This window comes from Rhodothermales bacterium (assembly GCA_034439735.1).
GTDB lineage: Bacteria > Bacteroidota > Rhodothermia > Rhodothermales > JAHQVL01 > JAWKNW01.
Genome location: JAWXAX010000067.1, coordinates 21,340 through 44,200, shown reverse-complemented (window position 1 = coordinate 44,200; position 22,861 = coordinate 21,340). Strand labels below are relative to the sequence as shown.

The window sequence follows — 22,861 nt, the reverse complement described above, 5'->3', positions numbered from 1 at the left end:
CCCTTCCTCTTTCTGAAAGATACCGGCGGCGACGACCCGGCGGACCTCCGCGAGGTGATCCTCACCGGATGGGGCACCTGCGACACCCACGCGGGCCCGTCGAACCTGCGCTACGGGTTCGACGGGCCCGCGTGGGTGTCGAAGGTGCCCCATCCGGGGAGGATCACCTCGCGGAGGTCCGCCCGGTGGTCGCGGTCGGTATCTTTCAGAAAGAGGAAGTGGGGCGCCATCGAGACGATCACGCCGTCGTTGGCGAAGGTGAGGCTTGTGGGGATGTTGAGGCTGTCGGCGAAGATCGTGAAGCGGTCGGCGCGGCCGTCGCCGTCGGTATCTTCCAGGATCTTGATGCGGTCGGTGCCGGTGTGGTCGGGGTTGACGGTATTCGGGTAATCCTGCGTTTCGATGACCCAGAGCCGGCCGCGTTCGTCCCAGGCCATGGCGATCGGCTTGAGGATGTCCGGCTCGGCGGCGAACAGCTGCAGCTCAAATTCAGGCGGCACCTGGATGTAGGCCATGGACGATTCGGGCGCGAGGGGGTGCTGGAAGTCGAGCGGTGGATCCCGCTTTTCGTAGTTCGGGATGCTGTCGTGGGGGACGTACGTAAGGGGTTGTAAGGAGAGCTGCTCCCAGCGGCCGGCCAGGTCGTCGCCGACGGCCCAGAGGATGCCGCGCTTGACGAGGTCGTGGAAGCCGGGGTTAGACCACGTCCGTTCGTCATGTCCGTAGGCCGTGTAGAAGACGCGTCCGTCGCCGTGTGTCCGCGTCCACGTCCAGGGCTCACGGTGGTCGCCCTCCACGCGCTCCTGAAGCACCGTGCGATCGGGGTTATGGAGGTCGTGGACGTACGTTTCGTCCCAGGTCTCGAACGGCGCCAGGCCGGCGACGATCGGGTGGTCGGCGGCGATCGTTTCCGCGGTGAACGTGCCTGTTTCGTGGGATTTGAACTGGGCGCCGACGAGCGCGACGAAGTCGTCCGAATTGCGGAAACAGTAGGAGGCGCTATGGATGGGCACGAACCCCTTGCCCGACGCTACGAAGTCGAGCAATGCTTTTTCCTGGCTGGGGGCGATCGAATCGTGGTTGGCGTACAGGATGAGTGCGTCGTAAAGCGCCAGCGTCTGCGGGTTCAGGTCCGCCGGATCGCTCGTGTAGTTGATATGGATGCCTTCCAGCGCGAGCGCCGAGGCCAGCATCGGGGCGTAGGCTTCGCTGTCGTGGTGACGGCTGTCGTGACCCAGAAAAAGCACTTCGATTTTCCGGGGACCGACATCGTTCGGCCGACCGGACTGGCAGCCGGCGAAGAGGAGGGTGGTGGCCAGCCAGCATGTCGAGCCGATTCGGGCGAGGTTGGAAAGCGCAACAGCGCGAGCATGAAGCAGCGTCATCGGAGTGTTGAACCGTAGGATGAGAGACGGCGGGAACGGGAAGGTCCGCCGGGCATATCTTACCAGTTGCATCAATGAAGTGCAACGCGAATAGACCTGGAATAAACGTCTGCGCGTGCCGTATCTTCCCACCCGAAGTACCCACGGTGTCGAATACCACTACGGATTACCCAGTACATACCATGAAGAATCCTGCCATACAGCGCGTTTGCTCCCCTGCCGCGCGCTTCGTGATGGTCGCCCTCAGCCTCGTTCATGTGCTCGCCGGCTGCGGCGTCGTGGATACGGCCCAACTCCCCGAAGTACCCACCCTCGTCGCTCCCGTGAACGGCTCCGCGAGCGAGCCCGACGTGCTCGAACTCCAGTGGAATTCGGCTACCGAAGCGGAGACGTATCACCTTCAGGTCGCGTCCGATCCTTCGTTTAGCGCACTAATTGTCGACGACGAAGCCCTGAACAGCATCCAGTACATTGTACGGGATCTCGAAGTCGGGGCGATATATTATTGGCGGATCCGCTCCTCCAACGGTTCGGGATACAGCGACTGGTCGGAGACGCGCCAGTTCAAGCCGGCCTCCGCGGCCCTTCCACCCGCAATCCCACAGCTCATTTCGCCACTCTCGGGCGTCGGGGACATGCCTAGCGACATCTATTTTGAGTGGGATGATGTGGCTGGCGCCAGTACCTACCACATCCAGGTATCCCTGGAAGAAAACTTCTTACGACGTTCGGCCGATCTCGATGGTATCCGCGGGGAGCGCGTGCTCATCCGCGAACTGGTGCCGACCTACATTTACTGGTGGCGCGTCCGTTCGGTGAACCCGCTGGGCGTGAGCGCGTGGTCGGAAGTCCGGGTGCTTGAAATCCACGACCTCGCGCAGGATCTCCCCACCAGCTGATCGGAACAAGCGACTTCCGGCCTATCATGAACCACCGTCTCGCTGCGATCGGAATGGCCTGCATGCTCGTTTCGAGCGCATGGCTGGCCGGCTGCGACGCCACGTCGTCCGAACCGCCCACGGATATCGATCTGGATGCCACCCTCACGGAGATCATCACGATCGGAGGGCAGCGCCGTCTCGACAACTTCGTGCTGCCGGCGGGCGACGAGTACGCCTCGATACCGCAGGATCCCGCCAACCCGATCACGGCCCAGAAGGTCGAACTCGGCCAGTTGTTGTTCCACGAAACCGCGCTGGCGACCACATGGCGCAACCCGGCGGGAGCGGGCACCTACGCGTGCGCCACCTGCCATCACGCCGGCGCGGGCTTCGCGGCGGGCCGGCGCCAGGCCATCGGAGAGGGCGGTTCCGGGTGGGGACAAAATGGCGAAGGACGGACGCGCAATATGGCCTATGGCGTGCCCGATCTCGACGTGCAGGGCATCCGCTCCCCGTCGGTCCTCAATAGTGCGTTTCAGGATGTCATGGGCTGGGCCGGCGATTCCGGCGCCCGCGGCCCAAACCGGGGTACCGAAGCAGCGTGGGAGGGCGACCCCTTCCACGAAGTCAACAGGCTGGGGTACGACGGCCTCGAAACCCAGGCCATCGCGGCTCTGACGAAACACCGGATGGACGACCTGTCGCAGTCGATTGTAGAATCCAATGACGCCTATGCCGACCTCTGGGAGCAGGCCTTTCCCGGGCAGCCCGTCACGGTCGAGTCCATGGGGCTGGCTATCGCCGCGTACGAGCGCACCCTCATGGCGGACCAGGCGCCGTTTCAGCGGTGGCTCCGCGGCGAGACGGACGCTATGAGCGACGCCGAGAAACGCGGTGCGATCCTCTTCTTCGACAAGGCCGGCTGCGAGACCTGCCACACGGGCCCCGCTCTCAACCAGATGGCGTTTTATGCGCTGGGGATGCCCGACTTGGAAGGCGCCGGCGTGCTCGGCGATGACGTGTCGTCCCTGGGTCGCGGTGGGTTTACGGGGCAGGTGGACGACGAATTCAAATTCAAAGTCCCCCAGTTGTACAACCTCAAAGACAGCCCTTTTTATGGCCACGGCGGGTCGTTTACGTCGCTGCGTGAGGTGGTTGAGTATTATAATGACGCGATCCCCGCCGTCGACCTGCCGGTGGAGCGTGCCCCGGTGTTCTTTCGGCCGCTGGACCTGACGGACCAGGAGATCGTGGACCTGACGCTGTTCCTCACGGACGCGTTGCACGACCCTGCCCTGGCCCGTTATGCGCCGGCCAACCTGCCCTCAGGCCAGTGCACGCCGGCCAACGATCCGGCCGCGAGGCTGGATCTCGGCTGCTGAAGTCGCGCTCTTTTCCGCGCTGCACTTGGCGCAGCGTACCCGATTCCGTACGTTTGCACCCTTCCCCCAATCAATTTCTATTTACGTATGAGCAACCAACAGTGGAAAACGCCGCCGGCGGTCCAGATCGATCCTAAGGCCGCCTACACGGCTACGATCGTGACAAATCGCGGCACGATAGAACTCGAACTCTACGCCGAAAACGCCCCGAAAACGGTTAATAACTTTGCATTCCTGGCCGGCGAAGGGTTTTACGACGGCGTCACCTTTCACCGGGTCATCCCCAATTTCATGATCCAGACGGGCGACCCCACCGGGACGGGGCGCGGCGGCCCGGGGTATCAGTTCGAGGACGAGACGAAGGGCAATCCGCTCCGCCATGAAACCGGGGTGATCAGCATGGCCAACGCGGGCCCGAATACCAACGGCAGCCAGTTTTTTATCACACACAGCCCGCAGCCGCACCTCAACGGCAAACACACGGTGTTTGGCAAGGTGGTGAAGGGGCAGGATATCGTGGAAGCCATCCGCCAGGGGGATGTGATGTCGCGCGTGAGCGTAGCCGTTAAATCCTGATCCCGTTGCCCGGCTTGTCCTCGCCTGCGCCCGATCTCTGGCTTATCCACGGCAATCTGCAGACGCCGGCCGTGTGGAAGGCTTTCGTTCCACGATTCTTAGCGGCTGGCCTGAAGGTCCACCTGGTGGATTTATATGCCACACTGGCGGACTCGATGGAGGCGTGGGCGGAGGCGTTCACCACTTCGGTTCGTGTGGCAGGCGAGCCCCATGCACGCGTGGTGCTGGGGTATTCGCTCGGAGCCCGCCTCGCGCTGCACGCCCTCCTCGCGGATCCGACACTATGGAATGGCGCCATCCTCGTCGGCGCGGACACGGGCCTTGCCGACGAGGAGGCCCGCGTTCGTCGACGTGAGACGGACGCCGTCTGGGCCCGGCGTTTCCTTGAGGAACCCATCGACCGGGTGATGGAGGACTGGAATGCCCAGCCCGTATTCGGCGGGCGGCCGGCGCTCTGCCACGATCACACAGTACCTCGGGAGCGCCAGCCCATCGCGCGGATGTTCACCGCCTACTCGAAGGGCCGCCAACGCGATCTGCTGCCCGATCTGGGGCGCACGATCGACGTCCCAACGTTGTGGTTGACAGGTGCCGACGACCCCGTCTTTACGCGCTCGGCCCAAAGCGCTGTCGCGGCCATCCCGGGCGCCCGCCACGAAATCATCCCCGGGGCAGCCCACCGCGTGCCATGGGAGAACCCGAATGCCTTTCTGGAAGCGGTCATCACCTGCGCAATCCCGCCATGATCCGCACGACTCCCGCGTGCATGTCCGATTTGCACCGCAACATTGTCTTATTTTAGCGCACTTGCGTTACTTGATGGTGTGTTCTGCACCGCTATATTCAAGCGTGTAAACAGCCGTCGCCTCCCTGCTCACGCGGCCCTTCCTTCACCGCGCCCTCTGGAACGTGCTCCCGCTTTGTCCGGCCTCGTACCCGGCACTGCTTTGCCTGAATCATTGCGCGCGACCCTATGAGCTTTTGGCATGCGGTAGATCACGATCACCACGTCATTACGATCGCCTTCTTCGGCGAAGTGGATGGAGAAGACATACTGGAGGCGATAGGCCGGATGGTGGAGTTGAGTCGGGCTCACCTCACCTATCGGCACATGTGGGACGGCGTGGAGATCCATATGCTCGATGTGGATTACAAGTCGCTGCTGGCCATCGTGGCCTTTATCAAGAGGGAGATGCAGCCACTCCTCAGGGATTGCCCCGGCGCGGCTGTGTCTTTGAGGAGGCAAGTCGACTACGTCCTCCTAAAGACGATCCACGTGATGGTCGGCGCCCCCGAACCGGTCGTGATCCTGAGGGATCGCGAGTCCGCGAAACGCTGGCTGGAAGTAAATCCCCCCCTGGAACCAGGCTGATTCCACTTGCTCATGAGTAGCCCGGATACCGCGCCGGCGTATAATCGCCGTTCGTTTCTACACCTTGGCAGCGCCGCTCTTCTTGGCGCCGTTTGGCCGCTCTCGATACCCCGCGCGTCCCCGCGCGTCATCGATGTACACTGCCACCCGCGCTGGCTCGGATTCAACGGAGCGCGGACGATCGAGAACATGGACGCCGCCGGCATCGATATGGCGTGGCTCATTAGCTGGGAAGCGCCTGAGCGCGAGATCTCCCCGAACTACTACGCCACCAACAACCCTACCGGTGTTGGCATCACCTTCGCCGATGTCATCGAACTCGCCGAGCGGTACCCCGATCGGTTTATTCCGGGGACGACCGTCGATCCCCGCGATCCGTATGCCCACGCGAAACTAAAGGCGGCGGTCGACATCCATCGTGTGCGGGTGTTTGGGGAATTCAAGCTCCGCATGCGTTACGACGATCCGGATGCCCTGCGCCTCTTTCATTACGCCGGCGAACTCGGCCTGCCCGTTATCTTCCATCTGGATGTGACGTTCCCCCGTCACGCGGTACCCGCCGACCGGCAATGGTGGTATGGGGGCGATCTGGAGACGATGGAGCCGGCGCTGCGCCTCTGCCCCGGAACGCAGTTTCTGGGGCACGCCCCGGGATTCTGGCGTGAAATTTCGGAAGACGCGGACGTGGCCACGGAGCAATACCCCGCCGGCAAACCGGTGGTGCGCAAAGGCCTGCTCCTCCAATACCTCGATCGTTACCCGAACCTGAACTGCGACCTCTCCGCCGGCTCGGCCCATACGGCCCTCTCTCGCGACCTCGCGTTTACGCGCCAGTTTATGATCGACTATCAGGACCGCCTCTTCTTCGGCCGCGACGCCTTCGACAACCGGATGTACGATCTGCTCACCCACCTCAACCTTCCGGTCGACGTGCTCACGAAGATCCTTGCGGGGAATGCGCTTCGCCTGGTCCCGGTAACTCCCTAACCGACTGCCACGGGGGCCCACGACGTGCAATGTCCTTCGGGGTGGATCGTGCCTTTCACCACCACGCAGCCCCCGCAGGTTGAACCCGGGGTTGGGGGCAACCAGAACTGACAGGTGTCGCAGCGCTGATCCGGGAGCGCGGTTTGGGCCACGTAATTGGTGGCGGTTCGCGTCTGGCGGTCGGCGTCAGAGAGGGAGCGGACGTCCATGCAAGGGTCGGCCGGCGCGGCTTCGGGTCGGCAGCCGGCCAGGGTGGCTCCGCCGGCAATCGTGGCTAGAAAGCGGCGGCGAGAGGGATTCTGGGCGGTGGCTGCCATGGGTTCAGCGCGTCGGGGTGAGCGCCAGGATGTCGCCGGCGAGTTGTTGAACGATCTCGGAGGATGAGCGGATAAATGCCTGCAAGTTGTCTGCGGCGCGGTCGTTGAGTGGGAGGGTGGTTCCGGCTTTGTGGCCTTCCTTCATCCCCGTGAAGCCGGCGGCGAGCCAGAACGGCTCCGGGTGATCCACCAGGAAGTCGATGAACCGATTCAGCTCATCCGCATCGCTGCGGGCCGTAAGCACGCTGGCGGTTTCTTGCAGGAACGCCGCGCGTGCGGGGTCCTGCACGTTGAAAAAGCCGCGGCGTTCCAGGGCGGCCAGCATGCTGTGTGAAGCGCCGGGGGGGGCGCTGACGACGGCGAGGCGCATCCAGCGGTCGCCGGCATGGCGTTCCACGAAGCCGGCCAGCGCATCCGTGACGGTCCGGCCCGTGCGATCGCCGGCCGAGAGCGCGGCCTGCATCGCCACCCGGGGAGTAGGGTCCTCGAGCAGGGCCAGGGCATCGGAAGCGAGCGCCGGATACGCCTCCGACAACCGGAGGGCGTGGATGCGGATCCCCGCTTCGGCATCCTGGAAAGTGGCGCGGATATCAGTCTCGCGGAGGGCGTCGAGGGCGTCGAGCAAATAAAGCGCTAGGAGACGTGCCGGCGCGTCGTGGCCGGCCAGGGTGGCGCGAAGGGGGTCGATGGCCGCGGGATCGTCGCGTTCGAGGAGCAGCCGCTGCGCCGTACGCCGGCGCCAGCCGTTCGGGTGCGCCAGCTCGGCGACGAGGTTGGCCGTCGAGGCGTCGTGGAGCGAGACGAATGGTGTCGGGGCGGCGCCGGTCGGGGCAATGCGGAAGAGCCGGCCGCGGTCCTCGCCGGCGTAGAAGTCCATATCCTCCTTCAAGTCCTCCGGAATCGACACCGGTGTTTCAATGTGTTGGCGGTACATGTCCACGATATACAGCGCGCCATCGGGGCCGATGGTGAAGTGGGCCGGCCGGAACCAGGGGTCCGTCGAGGCCATAAACTCCCGCTCCTGTTCGTCGAACGGGCGCTTGGCGATAAACTCCGGGCTGCCGGCCTTTTCGCCCAGCGAGTCTCGGTGGACCAGGTTGCCGGCGACGTCGCCGGTGAACACCGCCCCGCGGTACCGTTCGGGGAACAGGTCGCCATCGTACACGGTGCCCCCGGAGGAGCCGGTGAAATGATCGGCGGCGTATTCGACGCGGCCCGAGCCGGCTTCGTCGTATTGTTGTTGCCGGCGGGCGGTGCGTGTGGCGCGCCAGTAGGGGGCCGGCGTGCGCTGGTACATCCGCAGGTCGTGGTCGGAGATGTTCACGATGCTGGCGGCGGACCGCAGGTGCGGGTGTCGGTGCAGGTAGTGCCAGGGGATGACGAACTGGTTGATGTGCTGCGTGTTGTGGGTGCCGAATCGGTTTCCCCAGGCGTCGACGGCCTGGCCAAACTGGGTGGGGCCGGCGGCCGGCTCGAAGCGGGGCGGGTCCAGCCGAAAGCGGAAATCAGCGCCCTGGACATGCACCATGACGCCGGGGAGCAGCGGCGAGGTGATGGTGCCGGCCTGCCCGAAGTTGGCGGCGTAGATCCAGCCGTCCGGGTTGAGCCTCAGATTGGTGATCTGGGCTTCCGAATTGTTCTCGAAGAAACCCGTGAAGAGGATGTCACGACTGTCCGCGCGGTCGTCGCCGTCCGAGTCGACCAGGTAAAGGATGTCCGGCGCGGCGGTGACGATCAGGCCATTTTTCCAGGGGAGGACACTGGTGGCTTCGGAGAGGTTGTCGGCAAATACGGTGCGGCGGTCGGCCCGGCCGTCGCCGTCGGTGTCGGTGAGGAGTACGATGCGGCTACGGCCCTGGCCGAGCGCCGGCTTGTCGGGGTAGTCCGGCATCTCCACCACCCAGGCACGGCCGCGTTCATCGAACACGAGTTCGACAGGGTCCGCCACGGCCGGCTCGGCGGCAAAGACGGACACCGTGAACCCCTCGACGAGTTCGAAGGAAGCGAGGGCATCCTCCGGCGAAAGTGGGTCAGGATATCTGGACGGTTTCTGCGCACAGGCCGCTACGATGGTTACCAGGAGCAAGAACACTATCGAAACGAAACGCATGAGACGTGAGAGGCGAGGGGTGAGGGCCGGGTCGTGGGGCCGGCTTGCTTTCGTGGGCGGCCGGCACCTATTCTAACGGTTTTAGGTTCAAGGTTCAAGGGTTAAGGGGCCCTGAGGGGCGCATTAACCGGATGCCTGGCATGATTACGAGGAGGGATGACGATTTCACATGCGTGGTACGATATCGTAGGGCTGGCCGGCGTTGCGGCGATTCTGGTGGCGTATGCGTTGCTGCAGATCGGCCGGCTCCGCAGCGACAGCCTGGCATACTCCGCCATCAATGCCGCGGGAGCGGCGGGTGTGCTGGTTTCGCTCCATTATGCGTTTAATCTGTCCGCATTTATCGTCGAGGCCTTCTGGGTGCTCATAAGTCTGTATGGCGTGGCGCGGGCGCTGCGCCGGCCGGCACCTCCAACCGATCCCTCTCCCTGATATGTTTTCCCGCGACACCATACTGCGGCAGATCCAGCAACTCGTCCAGGTCCTGGCGCGCGTCCTGTTTCATAAAAGCATGCATGCGTACGACGAAGCGCGCCGGGAGATCGACGAGGCGTTACGGGATCTGCTCGGTCTCGATGCCGGCGGGCTCGACGCGCTCCACCGGATCGCGTTGCTGGCCCGGTGTCGGGAGCTCGGCGGATGGAGTGGGGAGAAGGCGCTGGCGCTGGCGGATTTGCTGAACGAGCGGGGTCAGCTGGTGCTGCTCGAGCGGGGGGAAGCCGGGCGCGCGGAGGCGCAACGCTGGCTTCAACATGCCCACGCCCTGTACGCCGAAGTGCTGCGCAACCCTGATACGGCCCTGCCGCACGACATTCACGACCGTCTCGACGCGTTGAGGGCCGAGCTGGTCCTCGCGGCCACCACTCTGGCGGACATCGACTGGAACGTCTGGCGGCCCGTGGATCCGGCGACGTTGCTGTTTGTCGTGCAGGACGGGAAGGTCTTGTTGATCCGCAAAAAAAGAGGCCTCGGTGCAGGGAAAATCAACGGCCCGGGCGGCCGGCTCGAGTTCGGCGAGGCCCCGCATGAGGGCGCCATCCGCGAGGTCCAGGAAGAACTGCTCGTCACCCCCACGACCCTGGAGAAAGGCGGCGAACTGAGGTTTCAGTTTGTCGACGGCTACTCGATCCACGTCCATGTCTTCCGCGCCGGGGGACTCATCGGCGAGCCTACAGAAACCGATGAGGCAGTCCCGCTCTGGACCGATATGGACGCGATCCCCTACGAAGAAATGTGGGAGGATGATCGGATCTGGATGCCGTATCTCCTGAGCGGCCGACCGTTTCAGGGGCGTTTCCTGTTTGACCAGGAGCGCATGCTCGACTGGCGGATCGATTGATCGTAGAAAAGTTGGATAGGGTGCACTTTTTCACAGTGTGCTGTTGCCCTTGATGTTTGTCCTGCATTAATTCTTCTTAACATTATCTTCATCCCCTCATCTCTCGTCATGCTAATCAACCGAGGATACGAACTATGACTCGTACACCCTTTCAAGTGCTCGTCTTCCCGTATCGTGTCGTGGATCAGGATGTAAAATTCGCCGTGTTTCAGCGGCCGGAGAAAGACAGCTGGCAAGGTATTTCGGGCAAGGGCCAGGAACTCGAGACCCCCATCGAGGCCGCGAGGCGCAAAAGCGGGCAGGAAGCGGGGTTGGATGTCGGCGAGGAGCGATTCATGGTGCTTGATTGCGTGAATGCCGTGCCGGCCTCGCAGTTCGCCGGGCATTACACGATCGCGAACGGACGGTTCGTGCTGCCCCAGTATTGCTTCGGCGTCGAAGTCGATTCCGAGTCCATCCAGCCAAACGATCCGCAAGCGGATTACCGCTGGATCGGATATGAGGAAGCCACTTCGATGCTGGCGTCCGACGCTTCAAAAACCGCGTTATGGGAGCTGTATGCGCGATTGCAGCGCCGGGTTAAAACGGAAGAGCTGATGTATCAGAGCTAGGGCAGGGCCCCTCAGTACCGTTTTCCACCACGGCCCGGCCGGCGAGCAATCCTTCGCCGGCCGTGTTTTTTTGGTCAATCCCCTGGCTTCTTCTCGATTTTCCAGTTGGGATCGATACGGGACCACCTTTCGTCGCTCTTCTCAAACTTCGGATCTTTACTGGCGAACTTGGGGTCGGTGGTCGCCCAGCGGGGATCCTTGTTCTGATACCGGGGATCCGTCCGGCTCCAGTCCGGATCGGGACGCGCCCAGCGACGCAGGGGCGGCGCGGGCATCTCGGGCGGCTCGGGCGCTTCAGGGGGCGCCGGGCCCGGCGGGTCGGGGAGTGGATCTGGTTTTTTCAGAGCGGTCGATAGGGATGAGAACATCCGGCGGTACGCCGGTCATCGATATCATAACGCATTTTTATAGTGGATCCTATCCCGTAATTACGTCAAATGAGAGTGGGTTCAGGATAAGGTCGTTTCGAGTGGTGGTTCGAGGGCGCCCTGCGCGTGGCGCCAGTTGGTGGCGTAATGGAGGAGGGACGAAACGCTCTCAAAGCCGAGTTTTTCTTTGACGCGGCGCCGATGGGTTTCGACCGTTTTCCGATCCAGATTGAGGCGATGGGCGATATCGTGAGGGGTCGAGCCTTCGCCGAGCATGAGCAGCACCGCAAGTTCGCGCTGGGTGAGGCGTTCGAGGGTATGGCTACGGTCGCGCGTGGGGCGACGGGTGATTTTGTTGAGGAGGCGGGCGGTGGCGGCCTGGCTGAGGTAGGTCTCCTGGCGAAGCACGCGGCGGATGCCCTCAAGTAATTCGTGTGGTTCGACGCGCTTCATAAGGTAGCCGGCGGCCCCTACCTCGATTGCTCGCTCGGCAAAAACGTGTTCCGCATACATCGTGTAGATGAGGATGCGAAGTTCGGGATGGTGGATGAGCAGTTGAACGGCGAGGTCGAGCCCGTACCCGTCTTCCAACGAGAGTTCAAGGAGCACCACGTGCGGCGCGGTGCGCGCCACCGCACGGTGAGCCTCCCGCGCCGTGGAAGCGAACCCTGCAAATGCGAGGTCAGCGGTTGGATTCAGGAGCACACGTACCGCGTCGCCAATGATTGGGTGCGGGTCGACTACAAGAACACGTGCCGGGCTGGGTACATCGGCCGATGTACGCCTTGCCAGGGTACGCAAGGGGGTAAACATGGCGGATTCAGGTTACTGATCCTGGGGCAGAAGCAAAAAAGGCACCCTGAAAACAGGGGCCGGCGGATCGTCTGTTGGTGAGAAAGCGGCCCCTGGAGTAGCCAGATGTGCAGCAGGCGCGGGACAACGCACCGTAGGGCCTATCGCCCCGTTTCAGTTTGGGACGATATAAATTAATCGGCAACAATGGTGCCGGTTCATCGGGGAATTCGGTCGGCAGATTGCTCCGCCCATGATGCAACTGTGTCCTGTAACGTGAGTAGTAAGAGAGCCAATATGTGCCGCGCAGAGCGCTGGTCCAGAGACGGTGCAGGCTAGAAGTAAGTGCCGGCCCGTTTCCGGCGTGATGGAAGTGTCAGGGGGTGTTGCGACAGGCACAGGACGTATCGTTCCGGCATCCTCGGATGCAGCTAGATCTCTCGGTAGGCTCTTAATCGGTCTCTTAATTGGCCGGATTTTAATGGGCTGGGGCTATGCGCCAATGTACGTGGTGTGGAAATAAGGGATGGTTCCTCTCGCTTTCGCGGGAAGGGCTTTGCCAGAAATGCGATGGCACGGTTAAAGCGCGCATCGTCACATCCATGCGCGCGTTGAATGAACACCTGGCCACAATGCGCCGCTCGCGCGACCTGGACGTTCGCCTCGCCCGCAGCCAGGACGCGATTCGCCACCTTCGAGAGCTTGTGCCGTTCTACGAAAAGGGGCTGCTCTCCTTAAAACCGTCGCCGCAGGAGTGGGTCGCGCGCATGTATGTGACCGAGCGGAAGTTCGCCCAGGAACACATCGAAGGGCTGCTAAATGCCGTCGGGTCGGATGCCGGCGACGGCGCAGGCGAGCGCCCGCCGAAGGTCGAGCAGTTGAACCGCGTCATCGAAGCCATCGAGACCTACCGTGTTCAACTCGGCGAAGCCAATGCCGTGATGCTGCGCCAAAGGGTCGAGCAAAACCTGAGCGGTTTCCTGCTCGAAAGCGCAGAAAAAGACTCGACGAAAGGTCACCGCGAACGCGCGCTCGATCAGTATATCGAGGCGTTGGATATGATGCGTTCGGATAAAGGCCAGAATGCCGATCAACGGAAGCGGATCGAGTCGATCAAGACACGCATTCGGGATCTGGGAGGCCACGTGCCGAAGCGCTGGGAGGAGGTTCAGGGGATCGATCGAGCGTCCGACTGACACGACGAGTGGGGAGGGCCCGCCCTATATACATGGCAGCCGTGCTCCGGATGAAACCGAGTGTCGAATGAAATGAGGGATTTCTATCGCTCCGTCGCATCTGGAGCACGGCATGCACGCGCGTTTTGCGTCAACTTCTACCCATCATCCCCCGAGGCCAAGAATGGCTACGGAGAGAAAGATAAAGAGGAAAGCCAGTATAGCCACGGCCAGACTTACAGCGGTGCCCCATGAATTTGTACTGCTCTGTCGCATAAATCCCAACAAATTGGAGTGGAAGAGTAGCCAGTGGGGAAGGGGAGCCATAAATATAATCGGATACATTCCGAGAATGTGCGCAAAGTGTCATAAATGTCTTACAAGACTGCGCGCGCCGATGGCTCACGATTGCTTCTCCCGCCGGCGCGACCCGTGCGTTTGATCGCGCGCGTCGCGGATGTGATGTGCCGAAGATCGGACGGGTACTGACAAGTACGCGCGGCTGCAGACGAGTATCGTGCCAATTCCCTGGATGCCGTTGGACGTGTTGATAGGGCCACACCGCCGACTTTTTTGTGTCTCACTGTGAGAAAAAAGGCTCTTCATAACCGTGAGATGTCACGGGCGTGTCGCAGATCCATACTCGTTTTGTTGCAGCGCCTTTTGGCCACACTCTAGCCGAAACATGCGCCGTTGGCTCACGTGATACCCTACCTGATCCCTCGCGCCAACCCCAGCCACCGCCATGATAGAACCGATCGAATTAGCCGCCGCGGCCCTCGTGTTCTTCTGCGTCTTTATGGCGCTGCTTGCCTTTCTGCCGGGCACGCGCTCTACCCGTCGCCTCTACCAGGATTGACCGCCCAGGATTTCTCGTGAGATGCGGCCCACGAAGTCCGGCCCAATAAAAAACCCGAGAGGTTTACACCCCTCGGGTCTGCCTGTGCCCGGGACTGGAATCGAACCAGCATGACCTTTCGGTCACCACCCCCTCAAGATGGCGCGTCTACCAATTTCGCCACCCGGGCAGAAGAGTTGCAAGAGACAGGTTGCAGGAGACAGGTTGTTATGAGGCATCGGACCGCCTAAGCTGCAACCTGGCCACCTGTAACCTGCAACCAGTTTTTGTGATCCCGGCAGGGCTCGAACCTGCGACCCTCTGATTAAAAGTCAGATGCTCTGCCAGCTGAGCTACGGGATCTATGAGCAGGGGACCCAAAATACAGGCCCTCGCCGGCCACTGCAACGCGCATCTGGCTAAATTCGCTTGAAGAAGGCGGCGCTGCAACGGCGCCCTTCGTACGCATCGATGGTGGTTTGGTTCGCTCCAGCGCGCCGCCCGTATCGTGAGCCGGTTGGGGTCCGCCGGAGCCTCAAAATCCGCACGGTTTCTGGGTGCTACGAATGGTAAAAAGCTACGCGGAGTACGCCTCGGCTCGATACCCCTGTACGAAAGAGGGATAGCGGCGAATAGAAACGCCGCATGCCGGCGGAGCAAAAGCTCCCGACCAGATGCGCCATTTCGCTACAGCTTGCGCGAATGGCTGCCGTATACTTCATCACCTTGTCTTTAGCGGCGTTTTTGCCCGGCAAAACCACTCGGTATCTATCCACCGAACGCCGGCTTCGAAGCGCCACTTGAGGCTTAGGAAATTCCTCACCCTGCTCCCCCCGACGATCGGTAGCCCACGCGCTGCCTTTGTCTATCCAAGATGACCACCATGTCTAAATATCTTTTCCTCGCCCTCATTTTCTTTGGTTTCACGTTCTCGGCGTCTGCCCAGCCCGGCCCGAATGATCCGCCCCAGGTGGACCTGGTGATCACGCTTTCCACTCCGCTTCATAGCACGACGATCAACTTCGGCCTCGATGTGCGCGCCACCGAAGGGCATGACGAAGAAGCCGGCCTGCGTGAAGTCAACAACCTGCCGCCGTGGACCCTGGGCATGGAAGCCCGCTTCCAGCGGACCAATTCGTCCTATACCCTGGCCGACTACCGCTTTGGCGACGGATCGAACATTACGGCCGTCCATACCATCGAATTCCGCAAGGACCAGTTTGACAACGGCGATGTCACCATCTCCTGGAACCTGCCACCCTACGCCACGGGTGTCTTGAAGGATGTGATCAATGGAAGCATCGTGAACGTGCCGATGGCCGGCGCCGGTAACACGGTCATCCCCGACGACGGATCGGGCGACCCGATCGTCGGCAAGTTGCTGATGACGATCATCTACACGAACATCCCGGACGGGGTGCTGCCGGTCGAACTGACGGCCTTCGATGCGCTCGTCGATGGGTCGGATGTCGTCCTGGCCTGGGAAACGGCCAGCGAGACGAATAACGCCGGCTTCGAAGTGCAGCAGCTCGTGGGCGATAGCTACCAGACGCTCGGGTTTGTCTCGGGCTTCGGCACGACGAACGATGCGCAGTCCTACAGCTACCGCGTGACAAACGTCGCCGCCGGGGTGCACAGCTTCCGCCTCAAGCAGATCGACTTCGACGGCGCCTTCGCCTACAGCGATGTCGCGACGGCTGAACTCGCGCTCGACGGCATGTTCGCCTTCGCGCCGGCCGCTCCGAATCCCTTCAACCCGCAGACTCAGTTTTCGCTGACCGTGGGTCGCCAGCAGCACGTCCGCCTCGCGGTCTACGACATGATCGGCCGCCAGGTCGCCCTCCTGCATGAAGGCTCGCTCGAAGCCCAGGAAGCACATCTCTTCCGCTTCGAAGCCAACAATCTGCCCAGCGGCCGTTACTTCATCCAGGCCACGGGCGAGTTCTTCTCGAGCGCCCAGGCCGTCGTGCTCTCGAAGTAAGCCGGGCGACACCGCTCAATAGAATACAGGGAGTATTTATTACCGCCTCCGGGGTCATCGACCTCGGAGGCTCTTTGTTTTATACGATGCCAGCGTTTTATGCGATGCCCGCGTTAAGCGCGCTTCGGAGCAGACGATTGTTTCGGTAGGGCCCATCGGCGCACCCCAACCCGCGCCCGCCCCTCACCCCACCTTCGTCCACGGTACTAGCTCCCCATCGCATGCTCGCCCTCTCCAGGATACTGGGTGGCGTAGCGCTGCTGGTTATCGGTCTTGCTGGCAAGACCGGCCCCGCACTCGCGCAATCCGGCCCCACCGGCGTCGCGCCGCTTCGTTCTTCCCTGCAATCGAACGCATTTGATGCCCTACGGGCCGCCGCGGTATCGCGCGGTTCGCTTCCCGTCCTCGTCACGTACGCCGAAACGCCGGCGTCGGGAAAACAATCCCCCATGGAGCGCGAGGAGTCCATTCGGGAGGACCGCGAGCGGCTGCTCGCATCGCTTCCTGGTATCCGCGAACGCCGCGGTTTTCGCCGGCTCCCCGTCGCCGCCCTCGAGGTCGACGCCGCCGGGATCGACGCACTCCGCGCCTCGCCGCTCGTTATGTCCATCCAGGAAGACGCCATCTATGAACCATTGCTGGACCAGAGCGTGCCTACGATAGGGGCGGACAAGGCATGGGACATGGGCGGATCCGGCGTTGGCCAGGTCGTGGCGGTCATCGATACGGGGGTAGACAGCTCGCACCCGTTTCTCGCGGGCAAAGTTGTGGCCGAGGCCTGTTTCTCGACGGGTTATGCCAGCGCGACGAGCAGCTTCGCCTCGGTATCGCTCTGTGCGGATGGCACGGACGAGCAAATAGGCGCCGGCGCGGCTTCGAACTGCGACGCGTCGATAGCCGGCTGCGACCATGGCACGCGGGTGGCCGGCATCGTCGCCGGCCGGGGCGAGCTCTTCTCGGGCGTGGCGCGGGATGCCGAACTGCTGGCCATTCAGGTCTTTTCTCGCTTCGAGAATTACTGTGGCGCGGAGCCCTGCGTCCGCTCGTGGGTGTCTGATCAGATCGCGGCGCTCGAACACGTATACGACCTGTCGGATACCCTCCCGATCGCGGCCGTCAACCTGAGCCTCGGCGGAGGGCATTATACCTCGGAGGAGAGTTGCGACCTGCTGAATCCGGCCATGAAATCAGCCATCGACATGCTCGCGCAAAAGGGCATCGCCGTGGTGGCGGCCTCGGGCAATAGTGGGATGAGCGACGGGATGGTAGCGCCGGCGTGTGTGTCCAGCAGCGTGAGCGTCGGAGCGACGTCGCTGATCGATGGGGTATCGATCTTTTCGAGCAGTGCCTCCTTTTTGGACCTGCTGGCACCCGGCGAGAACATCACGACGTCTACTCCCGGCGGCGGTTTTGCCTCGGGGAATGGGACGTCGTTCGCGGCGCCGCACGTGGCCGGCGCCTGGGCGATCCTGAAAGGGCGCGAGCCGGAAGCGCCCATCGACCAGATCCTCGCCAACCTCGCCGAGACGGGCGTGCCCGTGCTCGACGACCGCAATGAAGTCACCACCGCCCGGGTGCGGGTCGATCGGGCGCTGGAGTCGACGATCTTGCCCGTCGAGCTGGTTTCTTTTGATGCCCGGGTGCACGATGGGGATGTGGTGCTGGCGTGGGAGACGCTCTCTGAAGTGAACAACGCCGGCTTCGAGGTGCAGTACGCGGCGGGGGATCGATTCGAGGTGATCGGCTTCGTCGCCGGCGGCGGCACACGCTCCGGGCTGAAGGCCTACAGCCACCGGGTGACTACCCTGCCGCCCGGCCGGCATCGCTTTCGGCTGAAGCAGATCGACTTCGACGGGTTCATGACCTACAGCCCGGAAGTGGTCGTTCGCCTGGGGCTCGATCAGCCCTTCCACCTGAGCCCCTCCTACCCGAACCCGTTTAATCCACAGACCCAGTTCACGCTCACCGTCGCCACCCCTCAGCACGTCCGGTTGGCGGTCTATAATGTGATCGGACAACAGATCGCCCTACTCGAAGACGCCGTCCTGGACGGGGAACGGGCCTATCGCTACACCTTCGACGCCGGCGAACTGCCCAATGGCCTGTACATCATCCGAGCCATCGGCGAGACGTTTACCGCGACGAAGACGGCGATGCTGGCGAAATAAAGGCGAAATAAAGGCGAAATAAAGGCAAAAGGTAAAGTGTAAAAGGCAAAACGGAGTGGGCCTTTCTGTTCTCTTTTGCCTTTTTATGTTTTTCCTTTTGCCTTTTTATGTTTTTCCTTTTTCCTTTTTATGTTTTTCCTTTTTCCTTGATTTCCGGCAGCGCCACCCGGATATGCAGTTCCTTGAGCTGCTTATCGTCGACCTCGTCCGGGGATGACACCATCAATTCCTGGCCCGTCTGGGTTTTGGGGAAAGCGATGACGTCGCGGATGTTATCGGTGCCGGAGAGGAGCATCGTGAGGCGGTCCAGGCCCAAGGCGATGCCGCCGTGGGGCGGGGCGCCGTAGGTGAAGGCGCCGAGCAGAAAGCCGAAGCGCCGTTCGGCTTCCACTTCGTCGATGTTCAGCAGGCGGAACATCTGCTGCTGGATTTCGCGGTTGTGGATACGGATAGACCCGCCGCCCACCTCGCTACCGTTGAGCACGAGGTCGTAGGCCCGGGCGCGCGTGGCGCCGGGGTTGTCGAACATGGTGTCCATGTCGTCGGGATGCGGCGAAGTGAACGGGTGGTGCATGGCGGCGTACCGCTTGTCTTCCTCCGACCACTCCAGGAGCGGAAACTCCGTCACCCACAGAAAGGCCCAGGGCCCCTGGTCGCCTTCGGGGAGTAGGTTGAGTTCGCGGGCCATGTGCAGGCGCAGGGCGCCCATTTGTTCGTAGACCTTCGGGGCCGCGCCGGCGAGGACGAGCACCAGGTCGCCCTTCTCCGCTCCAATCAGGGAAAGCGCGGCCTCGACCGAAGCCGTCGGGAGCACGTCGGACTTCACCGATGCAAACGTCTCCGAGCCGTCGGACGGGAGCTTGAAGTAGACGAGCCCGCCGGCGCCCAGCCGCTTGCGGACGAACTCCTTGTCGAGCCGGTCCATAGCGCCGCGGCCTCGGTCGCCCTCGCCCGGAACGCGGATACCGACGATCTTGCCGCCCGTTTCCAGCACACTTTCAAACACACGAAAGCCCGAGCCCTGAAACGCAGAGCTGAGGTCGTGGAGTTCGAGCCCGAAGCGGAGGTCCGGTTTGTCGCTGCCGTACCGGGACATGGCCTCGGCGTAGGGCATGCGCTGGAACGGCGTGACCAGTTCGACCCCTTTGATCTCGCGCCAGACCGTCGTGATCACCTCTTCGATGATGCGCTGGACGATGGCCTCGGTGGCGAACGTGATCTCGACGTCCACCTGGGTGAACTCCGGCTGGCGGTCGGCGCGGAGGTCTTCGTCGCGGAAGCACTTCACGATCTGGAAGTAGCGGTCGAAGCCGGCCACCATCAGAATCTGCTTATAGGTCTGGGGCGACTGCGGGAGGGCGTAGAACTGGCCGGGGTGCAGCCGGCTCGGCACGAGAAAGTCCCGGGCTCCTTCCGGGGTCGACTTCATCAGCACCGGCGTTTCGATCTCCAGGAAGCCGTGGCTGTCGAACACGCGGCGGACGACCTGGCAGAGCCGGTGGCGAATGATGAGGTTACGCTGGAGCTCGGGCCGGCGGAGGTCCAGATACCGGTAGCGAAGCCGCAATTCTTCGTTCGCCAGCTTTCGCTTTTCCTCATGGGCGGACACCTGGAAGGGGATCGGCTCGGATCGGTTGAGCGGAATCAGGCTGGATACACGCACTTCCACCGTGCCCGTCGGCAGACGCGCATTGACCGTATCCTCCGAACGCGGCCGTACGACGCCCTGGATCGAGATCACGTCTTCGGTGCGCAAGCGTTCGGCCACGACATACGCTTCGGGGTTGTCCTGCGGCGAAAGGACGGCCTGCGTGAGGCCATGGCGGTCCCGGAGGTCGATGAAGATCACCCCTCCGAGGTCGCGTCGAGTATCTACCCACCCTTTGATCGTGACCTGTTGGCCCACCTGATCTTCGCGAAGCGCGCCACAGGTGTGGGTGCGTTCTCCGTGGAAGTCAACAGTCGTTTTCTGGTTGGATCGGGGTGTTTCCATGGGGTGAAGGTACGTCCGCTCGGGCTTGGAAAAGAGGGTGAAATATACGGCCCAACGATGTCTGGGGCGGTTTGTTCGCGGAAAAATCGATTTTGGATTGTAGATTGCGCGCCAACCCGGAAGGGCTGTTGCACGAACCGCGGCGTGGCGTCATGGGACGAACGGGGGGAATCGACGGCCTTCTCATCGCATCAGCTGGAGTATACATGCTGGCATTATTAAGCAATCCCTATATCCTTGCCACGCTGGTCTATCTCGTGGCGCTTATCCTCGTCGGCTACTACAAAAGCCGGGTGGTGAAAACCAGTGCGGACTTCATGGTCGCCGGCCGCTCGTTGCCCTGGTACATCCTGGTGGGCACGCTCCTGGCGACATGGATGGGCAATGGCTCGTTGTTTGGCGGCGCCGGCCTGGGATATCGCAACGGCCTCGCGGGGTTGTGGCATAGCGCCGGCGCCTGGGCCGGCATCGTCCTGGTGTACTTCATCGCGAAACGTATACGCAACTTCGGCCAGGTCACGGTGCCGGACATCTTCGAGGCGCGCTACGGCAAGGTCTCGCGGGTGCTGGCGACGCTCATCACCGTCGTGGCCTATATCACCATCGTCTCCTACCAGTTCAAGGGCGGCGGCCGCGTGCTTCAGATTATGACCGACGGGCTGGTGACCGTCGAAACCGGCATCATCATCACGGCGGTGTTCGCCATTCTGTACACCGTGCTCGCGGGCATGTTGTCGGTCGTTTATACCGATGTCGTCAACGGGGTGCTGATGCTGGTGGGTATTTTCCTGGGGATGATGTTTCTGATCGTCGCTGTCGGCGGGGTGGACGAGGTGATCGGCGCGGCGAAGGAAGCCGGCAAGTGGTCGCTGTTTGGCAACTGGTCCGAGGAACGCACTAATGTCAACTCCGGCCCGATCATCGCGATCTCGTTTCTGATCCCCACCATGTTGCTGCTGCTCGGCGACGCCAACATGTATCAGCGCATCTTCAGCGCGCAGGACGGTGGGCAGGCGCAGAAGGCAGTCTTCTTCTGGGTGATCGGCGTCGTGTTTCTTGAGACGTCCATCCAATTTTTTGGGCTTACGGGCAGCCTGGCGGTGGACCAGGGGCTCATCACGGATCTCTACGCCACGGGGCGAGCGGCGACGGAGAATATCATCCCGGCCGCGGCGCGCCAGGTCTTTCCCATGTTTCTGGGGATGATTCTGGTAGCGACAATGATGGCGGTGATCGTCTCGACGGCGGATTCGTTTCTGCTTGTGCCGGCGACCAACCTCACGCGCGATGTCGTCCAGCGCTTCATCAGCCCGAACATGAGCGAAAAGGCGGTCGTGCTTATGGGCCGAGGCTGGGTGCTGTTGCTCGGGTTTGTTGCCTTCCTGCTCGTCGAGCAGTTCCCAACGATCCTTGATGCTGCGTATACGGCCTACCTGATTTACGGCGCCGCCATCACGCCCTCCTTGTTGGCCGCCTTCCTCTGGAAACGGGCCACCTGGCAGGGTGCCGTGGCAAGCATTGTCGCCGGGAGCGCGGTGACGATGGTGTGGACGTTTTATTTATCCAACCAGCCGTATTACGCCAATTGGAGCCCATTCCTCCAGGAGGTGACCTACCCGGCCGTCGCGTCGTCCGTCCTGATGCTTTTCGGCGTAAGCCTCCTGACCCCTAAACCGTCTCCCGAAACCTGGGCGCCCTTCTTCAACGATTCGGCCAGCCTCCAGAAGCCGTAACCTACCGTCGGACGGAGGCCAGCCCAATGAGTGTATGCGAAGAGATTTTGTGCGCGATGTGGTAAATCGGCTGCTGGCGCGGGGTGTGCTCTCGAAAGACTACGCGATCCTGGCCGTATGCGCCGGCGAGGCGGAGCGCGACGTGTTTTCCGAACTGGGTTTCCGGAATGTCACGTTATCGAACCTCGACGAGCGCATGACGCCGGACGCCTTTGCCCCGTATCGCTGGGAGTATCAGGACGTGCAGTCGCTGTCCTATGCGGATGGCGCGTTCGACATCGTGTTTGTCGCCGACGGCCTGCACCACTGCGACGCCCCCCATCGCGCGTTGCTGGAAATGTACCGGGTGGGCCAGCGAGGCATCGTGGTCGTCGAGTCGCGCGATAGCCTGCTCATGCGCCTTGCGGCCCAACTGGGGCTTACGCCGGATTACGAACTCGAGGCCGTGGTAGGCAACGATTTTCGCTACGGCGGGGTGAACAACACGGCGATCCCGAACTACATCTACCGCTGGACGGAGCGGGAATTTGAAAAGACGATCGCGTCCTACGCGCCCGAGGGCCGGCATACCTTCGCCTATTTTTATGGCTTCAACCTGCCGTTTAGCCAGGCGGCGATGAAAAAGAACCGCCTCAAGTACATCGTCCTGCATCTGGCCCGGCCGTTCCTCTGGGCGGCCACGAAAGTTGCCCCGCGCCAGTGTAACTCCTTCGCGATGGTAGCCCTCAGGCCGGCGCTGCCGCGCGGGCTCTGGCCCTGGCTCAAACTCGAAGCGGATGGGGTGACGATCGACGAGGAGTACCTGCGGTCGCGTTTTACTGCTCCACGCTAAATCAACCTTGCCTTCCAACCT

General features: G+C 62.3%; 20 protein-coding genes and 2 tRNA genes. 14 read left to right on the top strand and 8 right to left on the bottom strand.

Annotated features, from left to right (window positions below; genetic code table 11):
* Positions 1-110: 110 nt before the first annotated feature.
* Complete coding sequence (locus SH809_04870) at positions 111-1,385, bottom strand: PVC-type heme-binding CxxCH protein (protein ID MDZ4699019.1); 1,275 nt, start codon at positions 1,383-1,385, stop codon at positions 111-113.
* 182 nt (positions 1,386-1,567) lie between these two features.
* Here SH809_04870 and SH809_04865 point away from each other — a divergent pair, with 182 nt between their 5' ends.
* From SH809_04865 to SH809_04840, 6 genes are all read left to right on the top strand, one after another.
* Positions 1,568-2,284, top strand: a complete 717-nt coding sequence (locus SH809_04865; protein MDZ4699018.1) for a fibronectin type III domain-containing protein — start codon at positions 1,568-1,570, stop codon at positions 2,282-2,284.
* Between the two features lie 26 nt (positions 2,285-2,310).
* Positions 2,311-3,648, top strand: coding sequence for a cytochrome c peroxidase (locus SH809_04860; GenBank protein MDZ4699017.1), 1,338 nt, complete (start codon positions 2,311-2,313; stop codon positions 3,646-3,648).
* Between the two features lie 87 nt (positions 3,649-3,735).
* Entirely contained in the window at positions 3,736-4,224 is a 489-nt protein-coding gene (locus tag SH809_04855) for a peptidylprolyl isomerase (GenBank protein MDZ4699016.1), read from the top strand.
* 5 nt (positions 4,225-4,229) lie between these two features.
* Positions 4,230-4,970 (top strand): alpha/beta fold hydrolase, encoded by a 741-nt coding sequence (locus SH809_04850; protein MDZ4699015.1) that lies wholly within the window; start codon positions 4,230-4,232, stop codon positions 4,968-4,970.
* 227 nt (positions 4,971-5,197) lie between these two features.
* Positions 5,198-5,596, top strand: coding sequence for a hypothetical protein (locus SH809_04845; GenBank protein MDZ4699014.1), 399 nt, complete (start codon positions 5,198-5,200; stop codon positions 5,594-5,596).
* A 12-nt stretch (positions 5,597-5,608) separates the two neighbouring features.
* On the top strand, positions 5,609-6,583 hold the full coding sequence (locus SH809_04840) for an amidohydrolase family protein (GenBank protein ID MDZ4699013.1): 975 nt from the start codon (positions 5,609-5,611) through the stop codon (positions 6,581-6,583).
* Here the strand turns inward: SH809_04840 and SH809_04835 are convergent.
* Together SH809_04835 and SH809_04830 are read right to left on the bottom strand one after the other, a co-directional pair.
* Positions 6,580-6,900 (bottom strand): high-potential iron-sulfur protein, encoded by a 321-nt coding sequence (locus SH809_04835; protein ID MDZ4699012.1) that lies wholly within the window; start codon positions 6,898-6,900, stop codon positions 6,580-6,582. The two genes, SH809_04840 and SH809_04835, sit on opposite strands and share 4 nt — an antisense overlap.
* A gap of 4 nt (positions 6,901-6,904) precedes the next feature.
* Positions 6,905-9,010, bottom strand: coding sequence for a PVC-type heme-binding CxxCH protein (locus SH809_04830; protein ID MDZ4699011.1), 2,106 nt, complete (start codon positions 9,008-9,010; stop codon positions 6,905-6,907).
* 156 nt (positions 9,011-9,166) lie between these two features.
* On the opposite strand from SH809_04830, the gene SH809_04825 reads away from it, so the two are divergent.
* The 3 genes from SH809_04825 to SH809_04815 all read left to right on the top strand — a co-directional run bounded on the left by SH809_04825 (position 9,167) and on the right by SH809_04815 (position 10,960).
* Positions 9,167-9,442, top strand: coding sequence for a hypothetical protein (locus tag SH809_04825; protein MDZ4699010.1), 276 nt, complete (start codon positions 9,167-9,169; stop codon positions 9,440-9,442).
* Position 9,443: 1 nt separating this feature from the next.
* Positions 9,444-10,349, top strand: coding sequence for an NUDIX domain-containing protein (locus tag SH809_04820; protein MDZ4699009.1), 906 nt, complete (start codon positions 9,444-9,446; stop codon positions 10,347-10,349).
* Between the two features lie 134 nt (positions 10,350-10,483).
* On the top strand, positions 10,484-10,960 hold the full coding sequence (locus SH809_04815; protein MDZ4699008.1) for an NUDIX domain-containing protein: 477 nt from the start codon (positions 10,484-10,486) through the stop codon (positions 10,958-10,960).
* Positions 10,961-11,034: 74 nt separating this feature from the next.
* Here the strand turns inward: SH809_04815 and SH809_04810 are convergent, their stop codons facing one another.
* Both SH809_04810 and SH809_04805 read right to left on the bottom strand, forming a co-directional pair.
* Positions 11,035-11,328, bottom strand: a complete 294-nt coding sequence (locus SH809_04810; GenBank protein MDZ4699007.1) for a hypothetical protein — start codon at positions 11,326-11,328, stop codon at positions 11,035-11,037.
* A gap of 81 nt (positions 11,329-11,409) precedes the next feature.
* Complete coding sequence (locus SH809_04805; GenBank protein ID MDZ4699006.1) at positions 11,410-12,141, bottom strand: response regulator transcription factor; 732 nt, start codon at positions 12,139-12,141, stop codon at positions 11,410-11,412.
* 611 nt (positions 12,142-12,752) lie between these two features.
* Here SH809_04805 and SH809_04800 point away from each other — a divergent pair.
* The gene (locus SH809_04800; protein MDZ4699005.1) at positions 12,753-13,316 is read left to right on the top strand and encodes a hypothetical protein; all 564 of its coding nucleotides are present in this window, start codon (positions 12,753-12,755) and stop codon (positions 13,314-13,316) included.
* A gap of 923 nt (positions 13,317-14,239) precedes the next feature.
* Here SH809_04800 and SH809_04795 read toward each other — a convergent pair.
* Together SH809_04795 and SH809_04790 are read right to left on the bottom strand one after the other, a co-directional pair.
* A tRNA-Leu gene (locus SH809_04795) sits at positions 14,240-14,323 on the bottom strand.
* Between the two features lie 100 nt (positions 14,324-14,423).
* Positions 14,424-14,496 (bottom strand) — tRNA-Lys (locus tag SH809_04790).
* A 520-nt stretch (positions 14,497-15,016) separates the two neighbouring features.
* Between SH809_04790 and SH809_04785 the strand changes: the two genes are divergently transcribed.
* Positions 15,017-16,114 carry a hypothetical protein gene (locus tag SH809_04785; GenBank protein MDZ4699004.1) on the top strand — a complete coding sequence of 366 codons (1,098 nt, stop codon included), beginning with the start codon at positions 15,017-15,019 and terminating at the stop codon, positions 16,112-16,114.
* A 221-nt stretch (positions 16,115-16,335) separates the two neighbouring features.
* On the top strand, positions 16,336-18,282 hold the full coding sequence (locus SH809_04780; protein ID MDZ4699003.1) for a S8 family serine peptidase: 1,947 nt from the start codon (positions 16,336-16,338) through the stop codon (positions 18,280-18,282).
* A gap of 127 nt (positions 18,283-18,409) precedes the next feature.
* Here the strand turns inward: SH809_04780 and aspS are convergent, their stop codons facing one another.
* Positions 18,410-20,275 carry an aspartate--tRNA ligase gene (aspS, locus tag SH809_04775; GenBank protein ID MDZ4699002.1) on the bottom strand — a complete coding sequence of 622 codons (1,866 nt, stop codon included), beginning with the start codon at positions 20,273-20,275 and terminating at the stop codon, positions 18,410-18,412.
* Positions 20,276-20,481: 206 nt separating this feature from the next.
* Between aspS and SH809_04770 the strand changes: the two genes are divergently transcribed.
* On the top strand, positions 20,482-22,008 hold the full coding sequence (locus SH809_04770) for a sodium:solute symporter family protein (protein MDZ4699001.1): 1,527 nt from the start codon (positions 20,482-20,484) through the stop codon (positions 22,006-22,008).
* A gap of 34 nt (positions 22,009-22,042) precedes the next feature.
* On the top strand, positions 22,043-22,840 hold the full coding sequence (locus SH809_04765; GenBank protein ID MDZ4699000.1) for a methyltransferase domain-containing protein: 798 nt from the start codon (positions 22,043-22,045) through the stop codon (positions 22,838-22,840).
* Positions 22,841-22,861 lie beyond the last annotated feature (21 nt).